19 protein-coding genes are annotated in these 19617 nt (G+C 36.0%); 6 read left to right on the forward strand and 13 right to left on the reverse strand.

The window, feature by feature from the left end; translation table 11 throughout:
• Window positions 1-88: 88 nt before the first annotated feature.
• Window positions 89-583, forward strand: a complete 495-nt coding sequence (locus AC4G3N_RS08635) for a YkyB family protein (RefSeq protein WP_491090018.1) — start codon at window positions 89-91, stop codon at window positions 581-583.
• A 27-nt stretch (window positions 584-610) separates the two neighbouring features.
• Here AC4G3N_RS08635 and AC4G3N_RS08640 read toward each other — a convergent pair whose 3' ends face one another.
• Window positions 611-1516: a chemotaxis protein gene (locus AC4G3N_RS08640; protein ID WP_148629530.1), complete on the reverse strand. Its 906-nt coding sequence runs from the start codon at window positions 1514-1516 to the stop codon at window positions 611-613.
• A gap of 228 nt (window positions 1517-1744) precedes the next feature.
• On the opposite strand from AC4G3N_RS08640, the gene AC4G3N_RS08645 reads away from it, so the two are divergent.
• Window positions 1745-1915: a hypothetical protein gene (locus tag AC4G3N_RS08645; protein WP_175354218.1), complete on the forward strand. Its 171-nt coding sequence runs from the start codon at window positions 1745-1747 to the stop codon at window positions 1913-1915.
• A 76-nt stretch (window positions 1916-1991) separates the two neighbouring features.
• Here the strand turns inward: AC4G3N_RS08645 and corA are convergent, their stop codons facing one another.
• Window positions 1992-2948 (reverse strand): magnesium/cobalt transporter CorA, encoded by a 957-nt coding sequence (gene corA, locus AC4G3N_RS08650; RefSeq protein ID WP_077247945.1) that lies wholly within the window; start codon window positions 2946-2948, stop codon window positions 1992-1994.
• A gap of 167 nt (window positions 2949-3115) precedes the next feature.
• Between corA and AC4G3N_RS08655 the strand changes: the two genes are divergently transcribed.
• Window positions 3116-4270 (forward strand): aminotransferase A, encoded by a 1155-nt coding sequence (locus AC4G3N_RS08655; RefSeq protein WP_066100921.1) that lies wholly within the window; start codon window positions 3116-3118, stop codon window positions 4268-4270.
• A gap of 64 nt (window positions 4271-4334) precedes the next feature.
• On the opposite strand, the gene AC4G3N_RS08660 is transcribed toward AC4G3N_RS08655, so the two are convergent.
• The 4 genes from AC4G3N_RS08660 to AC4G3N_RS08675 all read right to left on the reverse strand — a co-directional run bounded on the left by AC4G3N_RS08660 (window position 4335) and on the right by AC4G3N_RS08675 (window position 8582).
• Window positions 4335-5213 (reverse strand): NAD(P)-dependent oxidoreductase, encoded by an 879-nt coding sequence (locus tag AC4G3N_RS08660; protein ID WP_373925465.1) that lies wholly within the window; start codon window positions 5211-5213, stop codon window positions 4335-4337.
• Between the two features lie 162 nt (window positions 5214-5375).
• On the reverse strand, window positions 5376-7097 hold the full coding sequence (gene ptsP, locus AC4G3N_RS08665; protein WP_066100929.1) for a phosphoenolpyruvate--protein phosphotransferase: 1722 nt from the start codon (window positions 7095-7097) through the stop codon (window positions 5376-5378).
• Window positions 7097-7363: a phosphocarrier protein HPr gene (locus tag AC4G3N_RS08670; protein ID WP_066100932.1), complete on the reverse strand. Its 267-nt coding sequence runs from the start codon at window positions 7361-7363 to the stop codon at window positions 7097-7099. The genes ptsP and AC4G3N_RS08670 overlap by 1 nt, the downstream gene beginning before the upstream one ends.
• Window positions 7364-7838: 475 nt before the next feature.
• Window positions 7839-8582 carry an SDR family oxidoreductase gene (locus AC4G3N_RS08675; protein WP_066100935.1) on the reverse strand — a complete coding sequence of 248 codons (744 nt, stop codon included), beginning with the start codon at window positions 8580-8582 and terminating at the stop codon, window positions 7839-7841.
• Window positions 8583-8798: 216 nt separating this feature from the next.
• Between AC4G3N_RS08675 and AC4G3N_RS08680 the strand changes: the two genes are divergently transcribed.
• Complete coding sequence (locus AC4G3N_RS08680) at window positions 8799-9302, forward strand: sigma-70 family RNA polymerase sigma factor (RefSeq protein WP_066100938.1); 504 nt, start codon at window positions 8799-8801, stop codon at window positions 9300-9302.
• 64 nt (window positions 9303-9366) lie between these two features.
• Here the strand turns inward: AC4G3N_RS08680 and ykzS are convergent, their stop codons facing one another.
• Window positions 9367-9561, reverse strand: coding sequence for a protein YkzS (gene ykzS, locus AC4G3N_RS08685; RefSeq protein WP_066100941.1), 195 nt, complete (start codon window positions 9559-9561; stop codon window positions 9367-9369).
• Window positions 9562-9832: 271 nt separating this feature from the next.
• Here ykzS and AC4G3N_RS08690 point away from each other — a divergent pair, with 271 nt between their 5' ends.
• Together AC4G3N_RS08690 and map are read left to right on the forward strand one after the other, a co-directional pair.
• Window positions 9833-10012 (forward strand): YkvS family protein, encoded by a 180-nt coding sequence (locus AC4G3N_RS08690; protein ID WP_066100944.1) that lies wholly within the window; start codon window positions 9833-9835, stop codon window positions 10010-10012.
• Between the two features lie 166 nt (window positions 10013-10178).
• Window positions 10179-10922: a type I methionyl aminopeptidase gene (gene map / locus AC4G3N_RS08695; RefSeq protein ID WP_066100948.1), complete on the forward strand. Its 744-nt coding sequence runs from the start codon at window positions 10179-10181 to the stop codon at window positions 10920-10922.
• A gap of 104 nt (window positions 10923-11026) precedes the next feature.
• On the opposite strand, the gene AC4G3N_RS08700 is transcribed toward map, so the two are convergent.
• From AC4G3N_RS08700 to AC4G3N_RS08725, 6 genes are all read right to left on the reverse strand, one after another.
• The gene (locus AC4G3N_RS08700; protein WP_066100949.1) at window positions 11027-12052 is read right to left on the reverse strand and encodes a YkvI family membrane protein; all 1026 of its coding nucleotides are present in this window, start codon (window positions 12050-12052) and stop codon (window positions 11027-11029) included.
• Between the two features lie 229 nt (window positions 12053-12281).
• Window positions 12282-12719, reverse strand: coding sequence for a MarR family winged helix-turn-helix transcriptional regulator (locus AC4G3N_RS08705; RefSeq protein WP_066100952.1), 438 nt, complete (start codon window positions 12717-12719; stop codon window positions 12282-12284).
• 780 nt (window positions 12720-13499) lie between these two features.
• Window positions 13500-13673 carry an aspartyl-phosphate phosphatase Spo0E family protein gene (locus AC4G3N_RS08710; RefSeq protein WP_077247946.1) on the reverse strand — a complete coding sequence of 58 codons (174 nt, stop codon included), beginning with the start codon at window positions 13671-13673 and terminating at the stop codon, window positions 13500-13502.
• 218 nt (window positions 13674-13891) lie between these two features.
• Complete coding sequence (locus tag AC4G3N_RS08715; RefSeq protein WP_491090090.1) at window positions 13892-16036, reverse strand: PAS domain S-box protein; 2145 nt, start codon at window positions 16034-16036, stop codon at window positions 13892-13894.
• 179 nt (window positions 16037-16215) lie between these two features.
• Window positions 16216-18516, reverse strand: a complete 2301-nt coding sequence (locus AC4G3N_RS08720) for a thiamine pyrophosphate-dependent enzyme (RefSeq protein ID WP_066100958.1) — start codon at window positions 18514-18516, stop codon at window positions 16216-16218.
• Window positions 18516-19529 carry a 2-oxoacid:acceptor oxidoreductase family protein gene (locus AC4G3N_RS08725; RefSeq protein WP_066100961.1) on the reverse strand — a complete coding sequence of 338 codons (1014 nt, stop codon included), beginning with the start codon at window positions 19527-19529 and terminating at the stop codon, window positions 18516-18518. Before AC4G3N_RS08725 ends, AC4G3N_RS08720 begins: the two co-directional genes overlap by 1 nt.
• Window positions 19530-19617 lie beyond the last annotated feature (88 nt).

Raw genomic sequence — 19617 nt, forward strand, 5'->3', positions numbered from 1 at the left:
TTCCTTTTATCCCATAGCAGAACACGTTATAATCAGTTATATGCTTTTACTTATTATCATGAAATATTCTTAGAAGAAAGGAACATTTATGAATCAAAATAATGGGAATCTTCCTAATCCCGCCTGTTTTACTGCCGATGAACTGGGAGAAGCGATTTATTCTGTGAATAGACATGCAAAAACTGCATCAGACCCTAAATTTCTATACAATCTAAAGAAAAAAACGATTATTAAAATGCTTGAAGAAGGAAAGGCAAAGAAAATAGGCCTTCAATATTCAGACCATCCTCATTTAAGCTTCCAACAATCAGATGTACTGATACAATGCGGAAAGTATACATTCCATATTCCGCCCTCAAAGGACGACTTTCAAACATTAACACATCTTGGTCATTTATCAAAAGAGGTAAGAAACCCCTCTTCACGTCTTTCTTTATCTAAAGCAAAAAAACTATTGATGTCTTATACAGGATGCAAGGAAAATTCAGATAATGATCGCGCTAAAGACTATAAAAAGAAATACCAAAAACCGACTTTTACGCGTCTTGGTGAATCCTATCCATATCAAAATTGGAAAAAGTAAAGCTGCTGAACAAAGGGTTCAGCAGCTTTACTTTTGTAAAAGTTTGTCTAACTGTTTGACCAGTTCAACTATTTCAGGTTTACTAATTTGTGCATCTGCTCCTACCAACTCTCCCTTATTCCTTAAATCGTCCGTAATTAATGATGAAAAAATGATAACAGGCAAATCCGACAAGGTAGGATTTTCTTTAATTCGTTTGGTTAGATGGTGACCATCCATTTGTGGCATTTCTATATCTGTAATTACCAAATGTACATCATTCAGTAAGGTTCCTGCTAGTGCCTTTCCCTCTATAAAGGTTAGCGCTTCCTTGCCATTTTCAAAGAAATCGAGTTGTTCATAACCGGCTTCTTTTAATGTCTGCATCAACAGCTTCCGCAACAGCGGTGAATCCTCAGCAATTAATAAATGCTTATTAGATCGTTCTCTAACTCCTAATTTTTGAATCTGATTAATGGTTATTCCTGATTCAGGATTGATTTCCAAAATAATTTTTTCATAATCAAGCAGTAAAAGCATTTCATTATTCATTTTAATGACACCAGTAATCTGACTATCCAATCCCTGGTACATATCAGATGGTTTTTCTATTTGGTTCCATGAAATCCTATGGATTTGGGTAACGGTATGTACATGAAAAATGACCTTTATTTTATTAAACTCAGTCACTATAAATTTATCTTTTTCAGGAGCTTGGGATGCTGGGAGATTCAGTGCACTGGCAATATCTACTACAGGGAGTATCTCTCCACGAAGTTCAATGATTCCTTCAACATGATGATGTGTTTGTGGAACACCGGTAATCCGTACTGGGTTAATAATTTCTTTAACTTTGATAACATTAATTCCAAATTTATGCTCGCCAATACCAAATTCCACGATTTCCAACTCATTTGTTCCGCTCTCTAGCAGGATTCCTTTTTGTTCATTCATTTTTAACAGCGCCTTTCCATATCTCTTACGATTAATTGCAGTAAGATAAAGCCTTCTTTCTAGTATCGGCTTAAATTAATGTTTTTTTATAAATATTTAAATTTAAATCGATAATCGTGTTTATTTTGTGAAACTTTGCTCAATGATATAGACGCTTTAACAAATGAGGACTATTATACAGATAAAAGCATAACTTAAATCAATATGCTGGAAAGAAGGGGTTGACTTATGAAAGGTACTGCCATTTTATATGAAGATAACCATGTTATTACTTGTTTAGAGAATATTCAATTTAGCGAAGTTGAAAAATACACACATAACCAAACTGATGAATCTTACGCAACTCCTCAGCTTACTATGTGGCATCCAGAAGAAATCGATTGGGATTACGGATATTAATATAAATAAAGGACCCAGTCCTGTAAACATGACCTAAGCGGCTTTAGTTCTAAATACAATAGAGCTAAGCCGCTATTTATTTTTCATTTCTGTACAGCCTTCGGAATAACCAACCTTTCAGCATAAAGAGAATCATCATTATAACTGTGATGATGATCATAAAAAGAAGAACATACCAAAAACCATTGCGAAAACTTAAACCAGGCATTTCAGAAAAATTCATACCATATAAACCTGCAATAAATGTTAATGGCATGAAAATAGTCGTAATAATCGTCAAGGTCATCATTGTTTCATTCATTTTATTTGAACTGACCGCCATATAACTATCTCTCAGATCTGTCGAGAACTCTTTGTAGCCATCAACCAATTCTTTTAATTTCAATAAATGATCATACACATCATTAAGGTAATGATGATGTTCAGAAAGAGCACTGATTCTCTCAGAATGAATAATCCTGTACATCAAATCATTCATGGGCAAGATAATTCTTCTTAGTCGCGAAATCATCGTTCGAATTTCGTATAACTGACTCATTGGATCATTATTAAGAGAATGCTGCAGGTGATCTTCCAAGACATTTAATTGCTCCTCTATTTGATAGGCCTTTGGAAGATAAGCATCTACCACTGCATCAATAATTTTATGCAGGACATGGATAGAAGTATCCAATTGATCTGTTACTCCCCATACTTTATCTATTTCCTCTATATGATCTTCATGAACGGTTACGATTGCTTTTTCATTTACGTAAATATCAATCTCATTTCTTTCGAAGTTTTCATTTAAGGAATGAATGATAAAAAACATATAGGATTGATAAAAATCCACTTTAGGTCTCTGGTTGATTCGATCAAGACAGTCCTCTATAGTGAGAGGGTGAAAATTAAAATACGTACGGAGTATATTAGCCTCATATTCTTGCGGTGCGAGGATATCAACCCATACCAGGCTATAATCACGCTTCTGTAAGTCCTCCAAAGTCATTTCCTTTATACCATCAGTTTGATCCTTAACAAGTATTCGGTACACTATCTTCCCCCACCTAAGCAAAACGAATTACCCATAGTATTCCAAACCAAGTATGCATCATTCACCCAATCTTGCATACAACCATTTAGAGTAGGATAGTGTACACTTTCCTAAAGCAACCTTATAATAATAAAGATAAGAACTGTAATTAGGAGGTATGACCTGGAATGGAACACTTAATTAATCCTCATGTAAAAGAGATAGAAATATCCGGTATTCGGCAGTTTTATAATATGGTATCTGATATTGATGATGTCCTGTCCTTTACAATAGGATTACCTGACTTCCCAACACCCTTACATATAAAAGATAAAGCAATAAACGCCATTCAAAAAGATTGTACCACCTACACCCACAATGCCGGTTTACTCGATCTCCGGCAAGAAGTATCAAAATTTATGTATAGCCATTATTCACTTAAATATAATCCGGATGATGAAATTTTGATTACTGTAGGAGCAAGTCAGGCGATTGATATTGCCTTCAGGACTATTTTAACACCTGGAGATGAAGTCATTCTGCCTGGCCCTGTTTATCCCGGTTATGAACCATTAATTCACTTAGCAGGGGGAAAAGCAGTCCATGTTGATACAAGAAGCACCTCCTTTAAATTGACTCCACAATTAATCACAGAAAGTCTAACCGAAAAAACAAAATGTATTGTTCTTCCCTATCCGTCCAACCCAACAGGGGTATCATTAACGAGAGAGGAACTGGAGGAAATTGCTGACCTTGTTAGAGGAAAAAATATTTTTATCCTGGCTGATGAAATCTATAGTGAATTAACTTTGGACAGAACTCATACATCGATTGGTTCCATTATAAGAGAGCAAACCATTACTATAAATGGTCTATCAAAGTCACATTCCATGACCGGTTGGAGAATCGGCTTTCTGATGGCACCAAAAGCAATCATTAAACATATGATAAAGGTTCATCAATATAACGTATCCTGTGCCTCCTCTGTCTCACAGATGGCTGCACTCGAGGCTATGAGGAACGGTGAACATGATCCAGCTGCTATGAGAGAGGAATATAAAAACCGTCGTGATTATGTTTTTAATAGACTTGCGGCGATGAATCTCCAGACTGTATTACCGGATGGCGCATTTTACTTTTTCATTAAAATACCAGATGCCTTTAAAAATTCACTCGATTTTGCCCTCAAGCTGGTTCAATTTGAAAAAGTAGCTGTTATACCTGGATCTGCTTTTTCAAAATATGGAGAAGGATATTTCCGATTATCATATGCTGTTTCCATGGAGCAGCTTAAAGAAGGATTAAACAGACTTGAACATTTCCTAATTCAGCAGATAAAATAACAAGAGGCATTTCGTTAAAGGCATGATACCTTTTCGAAATGCTTCTTTTTTTAATGAGACTAAGTTACTGATTGGATGCCTCAGTATAATATTTATACAAGGCTTGTGTTCCACGGTTCTCTTCTCCCATATCCGCCAATTTTTCATACATAGCTTTGGCTAAAGTTAGCCCTGGAAAGTCAAGACCTAACCGTTCGGATTCTTCTAATGCAATTTTTAGGTCTTTTAAGAAATGTTTGATATAAAATCCCGGTTCAAAATCACCTTTTAATATCCTAGGCGCTAAATTGGTTAAGGAAAAACTTCCAGCAGCACCAGTTGAAATGCTTTTCAAAACTGTTTCAGGATCCAGGCCAGATTTTTCGGCATAAACAATCGCTTCACATACACCAATCATATTCGTAGCAATGGCTATCTGATTGCATAGTTTAGTATGTTGGCCCGAGCCAGCATCGCCCTGATGGATAATATTTGTCCCCATTGCTTTAAATACAGGCATCATGCTCTCAAAATCAGATTGATCACCACCAACCATAATGGCAAGATTAGCATTTTGTGCACCAATATCTCCTCCGGAGACAGGTGCATCAAGGACATGCAATCCTAATTCCTTACCAGCAGCATATAACTTTTGTGCTAAAGACGGAGCTGAAGTGGTCATATCAATTAAATAAGTACCCGGCTTGGCATATTTTAATAAGCCTTCCGCCCCTAGATATATCTCTTCAACGTCAGAAGGATAGCCAACCATCGTAATAATAACATCGGCTTCCTCAGCGATTGCACGAGGGGACTCCTTCCAATCTGCACCTTCCGAAAGCAAAGGCTCACATTTGGACTTTGTTCTGGAATAAACACTGACAGGGTATCCCGCCTTCATTATATTCAATGCCATACTTTTACCCATTACACCAATACCGATAAAACCAATATGTAAATTCATCATAACGCTCCCTCCTATACCTCTATAATAGCAAAAAAAATCAACTGGAAAACCAGTTGATTAAGAAAGGGGGGTCACTAAAAGCATGTTGCTGTTTTGTGTCCACCTTTAATGTACCCCTCCGTTCAAATAAATAAACCTGTATATCTATTTTTATTGAAACTATTTTTGAGCTGTAGCTTTTTTAACCATTTCAACAATCTCTGCTGATGTTTGCATTTGTATAGCTTTTTCAGCCAAGTCTTGCATTTCGGTTCTAGTAAGTGTTTTAATTTGGGAACGTGCACGCAGAACAGATGTTGCGCTCATTGAAAACTCATCCAACCCTAATCCAACAAGCAACGGAATCGCCAGTTCATCCCCAGCCATTTCTCCACACATTCCAGCCCATTTGCCTTCTTTATGTGCAGCTTCAATCACCATTTTTACTAAACGTAAAATAGCTGGATTATATGGTTGGTACAAGTAAGATACACGTTCGTTCATTCTATCTGCAGCCATTGTATATTGAATCAAGTCATTCGTACCAATGCTGAAGAAATCTACTTCCTTAGCAAATTGATCTGCGATTACCGCAGTTGAAGGGATTTCCACCATGATTCCCAATTGAATAGAATCTGATACTTCAATACCTTCTTCAATTAATTTCGCCTTTTCTTCTTCAAGAACCTTTTTGGCGGATCTGAATTCATCTAAAGTGGCAATCATCGGGAACATAATTCTTAAATTCCCATACACACTTGCCCGTAAAAGTGCTCTAAGCTGCGTTCTGAAAATCGGTAGTTCCTCAAGGCATAATCGAATAGCACGGAATCCAAGGAATGGATTCATTTCTTTCGGTAGATCTAGATAAGGAAGCTCCTTATCTCCACCAATATCCAATGTGCGTACCACAACCGGCTTACCTTCCATACCTTCAAGTACAGCTTTATAGGATTCAAACTGTTCTTCTTCTCCAGGAAGATTATCTCTTCCCATATACAAGAACTCTGTTCTATATAAGCCTACAGCCTCAGCACCATTTGCTTTAACACCTTCAAGATCTTTAGGAGTGCCGATGTTCGCTGCTAATTCTATGTGATGGCCATCTGCTGTTACCGTTTTTTCGTTAACAAGCTTAGCCCATTCAAGTTTCTGCTGTGCATAAGCATCAGCAGCTTTTTTGTATTCTTCAATCAATTCAGGTGTCGGATTAATATGTACTTCACCTTTAAGCCCATCAAGTATAATCATATCGCCGTTTTGAATAGTTTCAGTTGCCTGTTTAGTCCCAACAACTGCTGGAATTTCAAGCGAGCGTGCCATAATTGCGGAGTGAGAAGTACGCCCTCCAATATCAGTTGTAAAGCCTTTAACAAATTCTCTGTTTAATTGAGCTGTATCTGAAGGAGTTAAATCCTCGGACACAACAATCACTTCTTCAGCAATCATACTTGGATTTGGTATTTGTACCCCAAGAAGATGACTGATAACCCGTTTTGTTACATCACGAATATCAGCTGCTCTTTCTTTCATATATTCATTATCCATTTGTTCAAACATAGTGATGAACATATCAGCAATTTCGCGCATAGCAAATTCAGAGTTGATTTTTTCAGACTTAACTTTCTCCTGTACAGCACCAAGCAATTCAGGGTCATTCAAAACAAGTATGTGAGCATCAAAAATGGCTGCTTTATCTTCACCTTGTTCTGTTTTGACTTTTTCACGAATTGTTTCCAATTCGGTCTGAGCCTTATTAACCGCCTCTTGAAGACGAGTTAATTCGGTATCCACTTCATTAATCGTGCTTTTTGTTACAGTTAAGTCAGGCTCCATTAAACGATAAGCTTTTGCTATGACAATTCCATTAGATGCCGCTATCCCGTTTAACATCGTTGTCATTACTTAGCCAATCCTTCTTTTGTTAATGTTTCCTCAATGGCATTTAATGCATCTTGTTCGTCATTTCCTTCAGCGATAATTGTAATATCTGAACCACTGCCGATTCCTAAAGACATAACGCCCATAATTGATTTAAGATTAACTTTCTTTTCTTTATATTCGAGGTTGATATCAGAGTTGAATTTACCTGCTGCTTGTACAAGCAATGTTGCTGGACGAGCATGAATTCCTGTTTCTGCAGTTACATGAAAAGTTTTTTGTACCATAAGTAATCGAGCTCCTTTATTAATAATTATTTTGTTTTAGCTATACGAATTCTAGCTGCTTACATCTTATGATTTTACCCAGTTTCAACCGGTCCTATGTATAAAAGGATGAACAGTCGAAATTATGTAGCTTTTCTCACAATATAGAGTAAAACCCTATAAGAGAAATGTACCTGAAAAATTAAAATTGTTCAACTGCTTTTATAAATTAAGAACCATAAATATATCTCACCTGTAAGATTGATTGAAACATAGTCTTTCAATAAATATAAGATTCATTTCTAATATATACCAGAATCCTATATACAATGAATTTATTCAGTAAAGTGTTTGCACACAGATAAGCAATTCTACAACTAAATTTCACATAGCTTGGAGAAATATCTATATATTGTATTTCCTATCGATTTTACAACAAAGGTATTTCTAATGACAAATTTGAAGAACCTTTCTATTCTGTTTTTTATTCATATTTTCAATCTTCATAAATCATTTTCCTTGTCATTCCACCATCAATAACCAGATTCTCTCCATTAATAAAATCGTTCTCTGGATCACTTAGGAATAAACATGCTTTTGCTATATCTATTGGCTTACCTACCCTACCCGAAAAATGCTGGGCGTGATCTATCTCACGTAAACCAGTGTAATCAGTCGTTTGAATCCAGCCAGGGCTAATACTGTTAACTCGAATACCTTTTTTGGCTAATGATGCGCCAAGAGCGTGCGTTAGAGCTAGGATTCCACCTTTGGATGCAGCATAAGCTTCAGAATTCGGTTCAGATTGTATGGCTCGGGTTGATGCTATATTAATGATAGAACCACCCGTTCCAGTCATCAGCTTAGCTCCTTCTCTTGCCAAAATAAATACACTTCGTAAATTGGTATTGATAATGCGATTCCAATTCTCTGTTGTCATTTCAAATAATGGAGTAAATTCACTTATGCCTGCATTATTTACTATAATATTTAACCTACCCCATTCACCTCTAATTATTTCCATTATATGAAGGCAATCATCCTCTTTGCTGAGATCGGCCTCAGCAAATAAAGCAACTTTTCCCATTGCCAATAGTTCAGCTTCAATTTTCTTTCCAGCTTCCACATCTATATCGGTTAAAACAACTTTCGCGCCTTTATTTGCATATTGTATTGCGATTTCTTTACCAATCCCATTTGCAGCACCTGTTACTAACACAACTTGATCCTGAAAATTCATTGTATCCAATCCTCTCTTTTAAATTAAATGGTTAGATTTTGTTATAGGAATCCATATTTTTTAAAATAATGATTATTTTAATAGAATTTATCCTCATTTTTCGCTAAAAACTCAACAAATTTTCAAATTTGCTTTTTTTACAGAAAGAATCTTTAAGCGTACTTTAAAGGTACCCGGGAATATAGAGGTCGCTCCTCATAGGGCAGGATTACGAGTATGGAAGACTTCGAATCATTAGTTAACCAATATAATCCATTAATACATCATATTATGAGAAAGCTTAATATTATTTGTGAAAAGGATGAATTTTACCAAATAGGATTAATTGCACTTTGGGAGGCCAGCCAAAATTTTAACCCTGAAAAAGGACAGTTCCTTTCCTATGCCTATAAGTCCATACAAGGTAAAATGCTTATACAGCTTTGCAAGTCCACTAAAATAAATGGGAGAGAATTAAAAAAATCACCTGAGTATTGGGATTTATTAAAGGTTGAAGAAGATGTTTCCTTCCTTGAATGGTACTTCCCTAAACCTTTTCTAACTTCCTTAACAAACAACCAATATATTTGGTTGGCTGAATACATTCAATTTGGTAAAACCATCACAGATATCGCATACGAATACCATACAACGTATGCAACGGTGAAATCTTGGAAACGGATGGCGCTAAAAAAACTAAAGCATTACCTTGAAATACATCCAGATGTGTTTATCAAATAAGGACAATACTGATTAAAATGTTAACAAACCCAATTACTTTATAATTGGGTTTGTTGATTTCTATTCAGCTTCTAGGCTCCTCTAAATAATGATAGGTCACACCCCCGCCTATATGAGCAGTTCCCCGAAAATGTTTAAAATCTTCCCTTTCTACAAGCACAGATCGAAACGCCATGAAATCCTGCTTTGCAACTTCAAGTTTATCTATTTCTCCATTTTTTAATTGATCAAATATGGATTGGATCTCTTCTTTATTCATTCGTAAAACCTCCTATATATACAAAACATGATACTCTCAAACCCCTACATTAAACAAGTATTCCATAGGAGCGAAAATATAAAGACTATTTATTCTTTTAACATTCCAATTAATCACAATTTATACTATAATTACAATATTATTCTGCATAAGCTAAATAGTAGGGATAATTTCTTTATAAGCGGACTTACGAATCCCGAAATTGCAAGGATATTAGTTTACTAATCAAGATCTGTTGATAACTTTAATAAACTGAAAAGGTGTGAACATGATGAAAAAGGCTGATGTAGGCAATATAATTGAATTCCGCGATGGATTGCGTGGGATTGTAGAAAAAGTAAATGAAAACTCAGTGATTGTTGATTTAACTTTAATGGAGAACTTTCATGATCTTGAATTAGAAGAAAAGACAGTCGTTAACCATAAAAATTATAAAATCATATATGAATAATTCGAGAACGGGGCTACTTGCCTCGTTCTCTTCTTGTCCCATTAATTTCCCTTACTTTAAATTTGTAAAAAACTTAGATATAATAGTGAGAATCGATTCCATCTGGAACCTTTCCACTAAACTTTTTATACTAATGAAGAGCATTACAGAAAGCAGGTTTAGTATCATGATTGTAAAAAACGAAAAAGATTTAGAAGGATTAAAAGCAGTAGGTGCAGTTGTTTCACGTGTCAGGGAAGCAATGAAATTAGCTACCGTTCCCGGTATTACAACACTGGAGCTTGATTTAATCGCAAAGAAAATATTTGAGGAAACCGGAGCTGTTTCTGCACCTAAAAATGAGTATGATTTTCCCGGGTTTACATGTATCAGTGTAAACGAAGAAGTTGCTCATGGAATACCAGGAAAACGTATAATTAACGAAGGCGATATGGTAAATATCGACGTCTCTGCAGTATTAAATGGATATTATGGGGATACAGGAATTTCGTTCCCGGTTGGCACTACAACTAGTGAAAAAGAAAAATTATGCCAATGCGCAGTTGATGCTTTTTATCAGGGAATCAGCAAAGCTAAAGCAGGCTCCAAGAAAAACCAAATTGGTAAAGCTGTCTTCAATACAGCAAAACAAAATGGATTCACTGTCATCAAAAATTTAACCGGCCATGGAATAGGTAGAAGTCTGCATGAAAAACCAGATCATATTTTAAACTATTTTGACCCATGGGATTCAGAGCTTCTTCATGAAGGTACAGTATTGGCCGTTGAACCGTTTATTTCTACAAAAGCAACCATGGTTACAGAAGCCGGTGATGGATGGACATTTATCACGAGTGACAAAAGCTTGGTTGCACAATGTGAACATACTATCATAGTGACAAAGAATGAGCCGATTATATTAACATTATAATGTGCCTACGGCATTGACCTTATAAAGAGAGGGGACTATCCCTTCTCTTTCTTTTTGTCATTTTTATAAATCTTTCTAGAAACAGCATAAATCGTAGCTGACACTTACTTTTTGACAGTTATTAACAGCAAAAAGATTAAACTAATATATCCAAAAATCGGATACAATATAGAGATCAAAGGACCATATTCAATTTGGCCAATTATTAAACTTATGGCAAAAATCCCAACATATAGCGACCAGGAAGGCAGTTCCGTTGCTTTTTTTAGTTGCCTTTCGAGTCCAAAGGCATTTCCAATTAAGGTTGAAAAAATTTCTCCAAAAATAATGAATAAATAGAGCCCATATAAAAAAGGTGCTATTTGTTTCATTACATAGGCAGTAGGAATGTTAATCTGTTCAATTCCTGGTATGGAGGATAAGGAAATATGGCAGCTTACCAAAACAACGGATAAAATAAATCCTCCTAAATTTGCACCTTTTCGAATAATATCTTCATCCTTTATTTCGGCAGCCAATGGAACCAAAACAGCCTGTGTCAAAGCAAGGTTAAATGCCGTATAGGAGAAGGGCGATAAGACCATCTTCCAGCTTACTTCATCAGGAATGGTTAGCAGATTTTGAACAGGATTCATATGGAATAATGAAGCAAACATCAGGATTAAATTAAACATAATCATTGCAGGTACCACAAAGGTGTTAATAGATAATAAACCTTTAGTCCCCCAGCTCATGACAACAATTGATAGAAATGTAGTAAAAAGCATGCCCCCTATTTTAGAAAATCCCAATTGCTCTTCAAATAGACCGCCAACTCCTGACATCATAACACCTGTAACCCCAAACAACATGCCCATAGAGATGATATTAACAAAAAAGGATATACGTTTACCAAATAACCAATCATTAAATTCCATATAATTTTTAATATTTCTATGTAATGCTACAATCATTATTTTTCTGCCAATCCGAATAAAAATAAATCCCGAAAGAAGAATCCCTAATAGGCCATAAAGTCCATATTGGGTAAAAAATTCATATATTTCCTTTCCAGTTGCAAAACCCGCTCCAATAACCGTTCCAACATAAACAGCTGCAACTTGAAAAATATTTACATATTGACGATTCACCCTTGTCCCTCCCCGCTTACTACTCACTGTATGCGGGCTGATTGTCTTTATGACAAATTATTATTCTGGAGAATACCGGTTGCTTCTTACCACCTTGTTTCATTAATGAACGAGTGACATCTTATTTCCTCCTCAGCTTTTAGACAAAAAAATAACTGCCGGTTAACGACAGCCAGTCCATCTTATTCTTCTATTTCATTTTATTCATTAATATATAGGTATTAATGGATTATTTAGTTAACGGTACGGATTTACCAATTCTTTTCAGAAGCTCAATCACCGTTTCCTTCTCTTCGACTGTTAACCCATCCATTAAATGCTCAATTCGTTCCTGATGCTCCGGGAATATCCCTTCCAGGAACTTCTTTCCCTTTTCCGTAATTTGCGCATATGTTACTCTTCGATCATTGGGACATGCAATCCTTTTTAATAATTGCTTTTTTTCCAGCTTATCTACTACATACGTGATACTTCCACTGGCAAGCAGGATTTTATCCCCTATATGCTGCAATGGTTGATCACCTTTATGGTAGAGTAGCTCAAGGACAGCAAATTCGGTTGGATTTACACCTGAGGCTTGGATATATTTGTTGGTATAGTCACTGATAGCTCGAAAAGCCCTCGACAGAACTATAAATACTTTTAAAGATTGATTTTGTTCTTCCATATTTAATCACCCACAATTAACGGATAAAATTCACTATTATCATCCGCGTAATTATACTTCTTTCCTATTAAAAAGTAAAACTTTATAATCATCCTGATAGTAGTAATAACCTAGTATTTAACCTTTATTTATTTTTCACTTTACAATTCTTTTGCAGAACATCCTAATATTTTGAGCACTAATCCTTTATTGATGATGTATAACCTTATGCAAACGAGGAGATTATTTTTCCTAAGGTACAAAATGAATCTTCTAATGTCTTCTAATAGGTATTGCTCTATATAAATAGACATCATATAAGGAATATCCTCTGGATGCAAACAATCATTTCATCTATTCGTAGGATGAGATTCAGTCATCCAAATCGTGCTGTATTGATGGATTTTTTAAGTATGAGCTTTTCAATTCCCAGAAAAAGTACTGCGCACTTAACCTGAAAAAATAGGATTTATAACGAATATGGAGAAGGTCTCGCCTGAGGATAGGTGACGGAAGTGTATGGTATACCTATTCCTTCCACTGTGATCATTTAGAAAAGGGGTTATTCATGCATTCATAAATATGGCCTAAAATCGCGTATACTAAAGGAGTATATAAATCGACCTGGGCTAAAATGTACTTGCCGACCAGGTAGAGATATCTTTTTCAGAACTGATTATACCTATCCTAGTATTAAATTGTTACTTTGCTTTTATCCACAAACCATATGTAAATAGTAAATGGTAAATACGTTTTATGTCATAAAATCCTAGTTTTCACCTTTACGCATTCCTTGTTTATTTAATAATTAGTTATTGAGTATTTCATCCTAATATGTTCAAGAATTAACTGGTCAAGCTGCCGACTCAGATTTAATGTACCTTCATCTAGAAGGCCATTGTTCTTAGCATGGCTAATCATTTGTTCTCTTTTATTTCTTATGGCAGTTTCCAGCCAATCTTTTTGATTCTGCAAGAAAAGCTCCTCCTTCTTATTCACTAAAAAAATAACATTAAGTGGTATTATGTCAGAATTTTAAAATAATGTAAATACAATCGCAAAAAAAGACAAAAAATAATAATTATTTCATCTTCTTATTAAAGAATCTGTCTAACACTTCCAGCAAACAAAAATAAGAAACCCTTATAAATCAGAAGAGTTTCCATTTTACCATCCTATTCTAATTTTTTCTCTCAAGTGAACTCATGATTAATAGGCAGATAGATTTGAAACAGGGTTCCTTTCTCTTCTTCACTGGCAACTTCAATCCAACCGGCGTGCTCTTCAATGATTTTGTAGGTAACCATCAAACCTAGACCCGTCCCCTTTTCTTTTGTTGTATAGAATGGTTCTCCCAATTTATCAAGAACAGTCTCAGGGATTCCGGTTCCATAATCCTGTATCGATATTAATACATGGCTATCAAAAAATAATTCTGTTGTGATATCAATAAACCCTCCTGTAGGCATAGCCTCTATAGCGTTTTTGATTAAATTTATAAAAACTTGTTTAAGTTGGTTACTCTCACAATGGATGGGTGGTATTTTAGAAAAATGTGTGTGGAATTGAATATTATGCATAGATGCCTGCGCACTTAGCAGATCCAACGTATTTTCGATTGTGTTATTTACCTGTTTAATTTGATAGGAAACTGCCTGTGGTTTTGCAAGAATTAAAAAATCTGTAATGATTGTCTCGATTCTTTGTAATTCTGAAGAAATAACCTGGAAATAGGTTGAAAATTCGCCATTCAAGCTGCCTTCCAGTAATTGAATAAAACCTTTCAAAGCTGTCATAGGATTCCTGATTTCATGAGCAATACCAGCTGCCAGCTCACCCACAACATTCAACGTATCTGATTTTTTTAATTGTTCCTCCATTCGAATCTTATCTGTTACATCTCTAAAAATGGTTAGATTCTTACCCGGTATAACATCCAGTCTGGAGGAAAAATCCAGCTGTTTATTTTGCCCATCCCTGCAAGTAAGCTCACACACAAAATGATGATGCTTATTTTTATTGATCAAGGAAATATGCCTTTGTAAATGTTTCATCTGATGTTCAGTCAGTTCGAATATTTCATGGAAGTTTTTGTTTTGGATATGATCAATAGAAGCCCCTATAATTGCAGCACCAGGTTCATTAATATCATATATTTCCCCGTCTGCTCCCCAAATCATAATTCCATCAAAGGTACCGTCAAAAATTTTCTTGAATTTATTTTCCGAGATAAGAAGTTCCTGCTCCATCACCCACTTTTCACTAATATCTTTACAACTTAAAAGAGTATAAGGACTACTGCTAATCTGACTTTTTGTTAATTCTATAATCTTCTTTTTCCCACTCGATGAACTGAAAATAAGCTCATAACTCTCTTGTTCTTCCAAGATAAAAAGCGTATTTATCTTTTCGCCCGTAATTTTCTCTATATTCGTATTAATTAATTCCACCTGCGTTTTCTCAAACAATATGCAGGCTTGCTCATTAGCCTGTACGATGATTCCTTTAGAGTCCAGCATGATTATTCCATCCACGGATTGACAAAAGACATTTTGAATTCCTTCTATTAAATAGTGATTTTGCTCTGATTCTTCAAAACAATCGTAAATAATTGTATAGTACAAACCACTGTAAAAATTAAATTGTGTAGTATATTGATATGTAATCTCTTTTGAATCAAGACAAAGCTGAAATAAATTAAAACGGGAATTTCCGGATGATAGATGCTTGATAACAGTATCAAATTTATCTTTATCGGCGGCAGTAATAAATTGATAAATACTTTTGCCTAGAATTTTCGATCTCTCAATTTTGACCAACCCACAAAAGGCTTTATTACCATCCACGATGATTCCTTCTTTAGTATGGATAACAATATAGCACTTTAAATCATTAATAATATCTACATATAAATTATCCTTTTTTACATGATCCCTTGTACTCTCTGTTTTTAATGGGATTAACACATAGATAATTTTTTTTGAATATGAATCCAAAAGTCCATTAAGTTCAAGCTCAACTGAGCAGGTGTCATCAGAATTCCTTACTGAATATATATAATTTGAAAAACCATGCTGTTTCACGTTTCTGAGTTGATCATCAACCACCTCTTTTGAAACAGAGATATAAAAGTCCCGAAGATTTCCTGGTTTACCCTCTCGCCCTAACTGATGGTATAACTTGATTGCCTGTTCATTCTGAGATATGATTTCCATTTCCAAATCAGTAACAATAATTGCTTTTGTAAATGAGTTTAAAAAATGCTCCCATGTCTCGTAATCAGTTTTCAAGGCCGTATTTTTTTCTATAATCTTTACTTCCTTATCATTCAAATCCATATCAGCCAAGGGGATCCTCCTAATACCTGTGACATAATAAGATACTTATTCTACAAAATTATGGAAAAACCTTTTTAAACAATCAGAATCAGACTAAATACCTCCTTATGGTATAGATTAAAATATAAAAAAACCTGAAGAGATATCTTATAGAATCTCTTCAGGCTTTTAAAATACTATTAAAGGGATGGATTTTCATGCTTAGCCAGCAATCGGTTCCATCTTCTATCCACTTCTTGTTCAAATTCCTCAAGCATACCTGCATTTTCTTCCTGCAGCAGATGCTTTGTTTTCCCCATATATGTTAACCATTCAGATAGTTGAATACGTTTTTTCCTCGTTTCCGGATTATAAGTAATGGTAGTTTCACCATTCTCAACTTCGTATAGAGGGAAGAAACATGAGTTTACTGCCGCTTCCATAATCTTAGCACCATAACGTTCCTCTGCCTTCCAATTCAAAGGACAGGTGATTAATATTTTGCCATAAACGGTACCTACATTCTGCGCATACCATTGTGCCTTCACCGCTTTCTTAATTAAATCCTGCGGGAAAGCTTCCGATCCTGTAAATACATATGGTATTCCAGTGGCAGCCATGATTTGAGCTGTATCCTTATGATGAAAAGCTTTTCCTTTTTGTGCTCTTCCTACACCTGTTGTACTTGTCATATGACCAAGCGGAGTAGAGTAGGACATTTGCGAGCCTGTATTCATATATCCCTCATTATCATACTCAAGCATAATGAGTTTGTGATTGCGCAGTGCAGTTCCAATAGCTGAACCCATCCCTATATCCATGCCACCATCACCGGTGATCATAACGAAGGTCGCATCATCACTGATAGAGATTTCACCACGGCGTTTTTTCTCCAAAAATGCTTCAAGTGTACCTGATAAAGTTGCCGGCCCGTTTTGGAATAAGTTGTGAATCATCGTTTGTTTGTGAGAGCTATATGGATATGCCGTTGTTACCACATAGGCACAGCCTGTTTGGAACAGAACAACAACATCCCCCTCGATTCCTTTAAAGAACAGCTCCAATGCTGGAAAAATTCCGCATCCTGGACATGCTCCATGACCGGAAGCCAAACGTTTTGGTTTGCTCATTAATGAGCGTAAAGGAGGTATACGTACCTTTAATTTTCCACTCTCCTCATCAGGAGTTACCTGAATAAGCCCTGTCTTATATAAATCTTCGTTATTCGGCTTTAAAAGTGGCTGTGGTTGGGCTTCAGGCAATCCCGGATTGACACCGTAATAATCAAATACTTTTTCAATTTGGCCATTATTTAATGTTTGCAATGCCATATCAAAAAATGCCCTTGCATCCTCCGGATAAAAATCCTTTCCTCCTAAACCAAACACACGGCTTAACACAGCAGTATGATTATCCTGATCTTCCTGTAAGGCAGATTTCACTTCATGTGTAAGGTTGGGACCATTGGCACCATAGGAATCTGCTCTCTCGCCAACCAACAGTACTTTAACATTCTTCAGAGCCTTTCTGATTTCTTCTGCCGGGAACGGACGAATTATGTTAGGACTGATCACGCCAGCTTTAATTCCTTGTTTTCTTAAATCATCGACCGTATCTTTAGCTGTCTCGGCAGCTGAATTTAACAGGAATAAGGCAACTTCCGCGTCCTCCATCTTATATAGATCCAATACTCCATATTGGCGACCTGACAGTTCAGCATATTCACAAGCTACCTGAGTAAAAACCTCTCCGGCTTTATACATCGCTTCAGACTGCTGATAGTGATTATTGATCAAATCATCCCCATTCATATGTGCACCAATCGTTACCGGGTTGTGAATATCTACGTGCGGAAAATGAGTTGGCATTTCACCAATAAATTTTTGCACAATCTCTCTATCTTTAAAGTAGTTTACTTTTCTCTTTTGATGGGATGTAAAGAATCCATCATAAGCGACTATAACAGGTAAACGTACATCGGAATGCTCCGAGATTTTCAACGCCATTATATTCATATCGTAAACAGCTTGAGGTGTTCTGGCTGTCAAAATGATCCAACCTGTATTTAAGGCAAAATATAAATCAGAATGGTCGCCCCGAATGTCGAGCGGACCACTGATTGATCTAGTAACAAGATTCATAACCATTGGAAATCTTGTACCTGATTGAACAGGTAGCTGCTCTAGCATATACATAAGTCCATTTGCGCTTGTGGCATTAAAAACCCTGGCTCCTGTCACGGCAGCACCATAACAAATACCTGCCGAACCATGTTCTCCATCAGCCGCAATTAATTGAATATCATGTTCTCCTCTGGATTTCATAATATCTAAATACTGAGCTATTTCAGTTGATGGGGTAATTGGAAAATACCCCATTAAGTGATAATTGATTTGTGCTGCAGCCATTGCGGCCATTTCATTACCTGATTCAAAGGTAGTCACTTGTTCAGCCATTGTATCCTTTACCAATTCAGTTAGTTCTACTTCTGATATCGCCATTATTTCATCCCTCCTGCTACATAAGGATTACGTTGTTTCACTGTATTTTCCTCAGCAAAACCTAAGATTTCCCGCATTTCCCGAAGGGCGCTAGTCGGACACGCTTCAATACATTTCAAGCAGCCTTTACAGTATTGATAATCAATCCCTGTTAAAAACATTTGCTTGCGTCCACGCTTATCTTCTCCCTCTTCCCAGACAAAACAAAAATCCGGACAAGCTGTATCACAGGCAGCACAATGTATACATTTTTCAGCATCCCATTCAGGTAAAAAACCCTGTCTGGAACCGGACAAGTCTTTAAGTATACTGTTACCCTGAGCAATGATCGTGCCGCCAATAACTTGGGTTTCGTATCCCAATAAAGGTAATGCTCTTTTAAAACTTTTGCCCTCTGCATCTTGAGGTACCTCAAAATGTTTAAACGTCACTTCATGATAGCCACGTTCAAACGTACGGATATTTGGCTCAACTAAATGTGGATATTTCTTTTCGAATGTTTTTCTAATTACGTCTTTCATGGACTCGGGATTGAGGAAATCACATATACGGAACAAAGCTCCAAGCATAGCTGTGTTCACTTTTGTTTTTTCTTCTACTGCAATACCAAGTGCATCGACGATTGCAAGCGTTCCATACTGAAGATTTAAGTCATTTTTTATTTCATCGAACTGACGAGTTGAATTAACAAGAACGATACCATCCGGACGTAAACCACTCACCACATCAACCATTTTATAAAGTGCTTCATGAAAAACACCAATAACATGAGGCTCTTCAATTGGACTATGATCACGTATTTCAGTTTCGGCATCGCAGAAACGAACAAAGCTCTTTACAGGAGATCCCTTTTTTTCCGAACCATAGGAGGAAAAATTGGATCCATTTAAACCATGCCCCAGAACACCTGATTCAGCCAGCATTTTTCCGGCTAGATTTGCCCCTAGTCCTCCGATTGACTCTAGGCGAATTTCATAAAAACCTTGCTCATTCTTTTTCGGAAGAATTGTCATTATTTTCCCTCCCTATTTCATAACGAAAAAGTTTGTTTAGTTTATCTTTAAATATTATTTAAATACTGATGTATACAGTTTTAATTGG

It is taken from the genome of Bacillus sp. z50 (genome assembly GCF_058313585.1).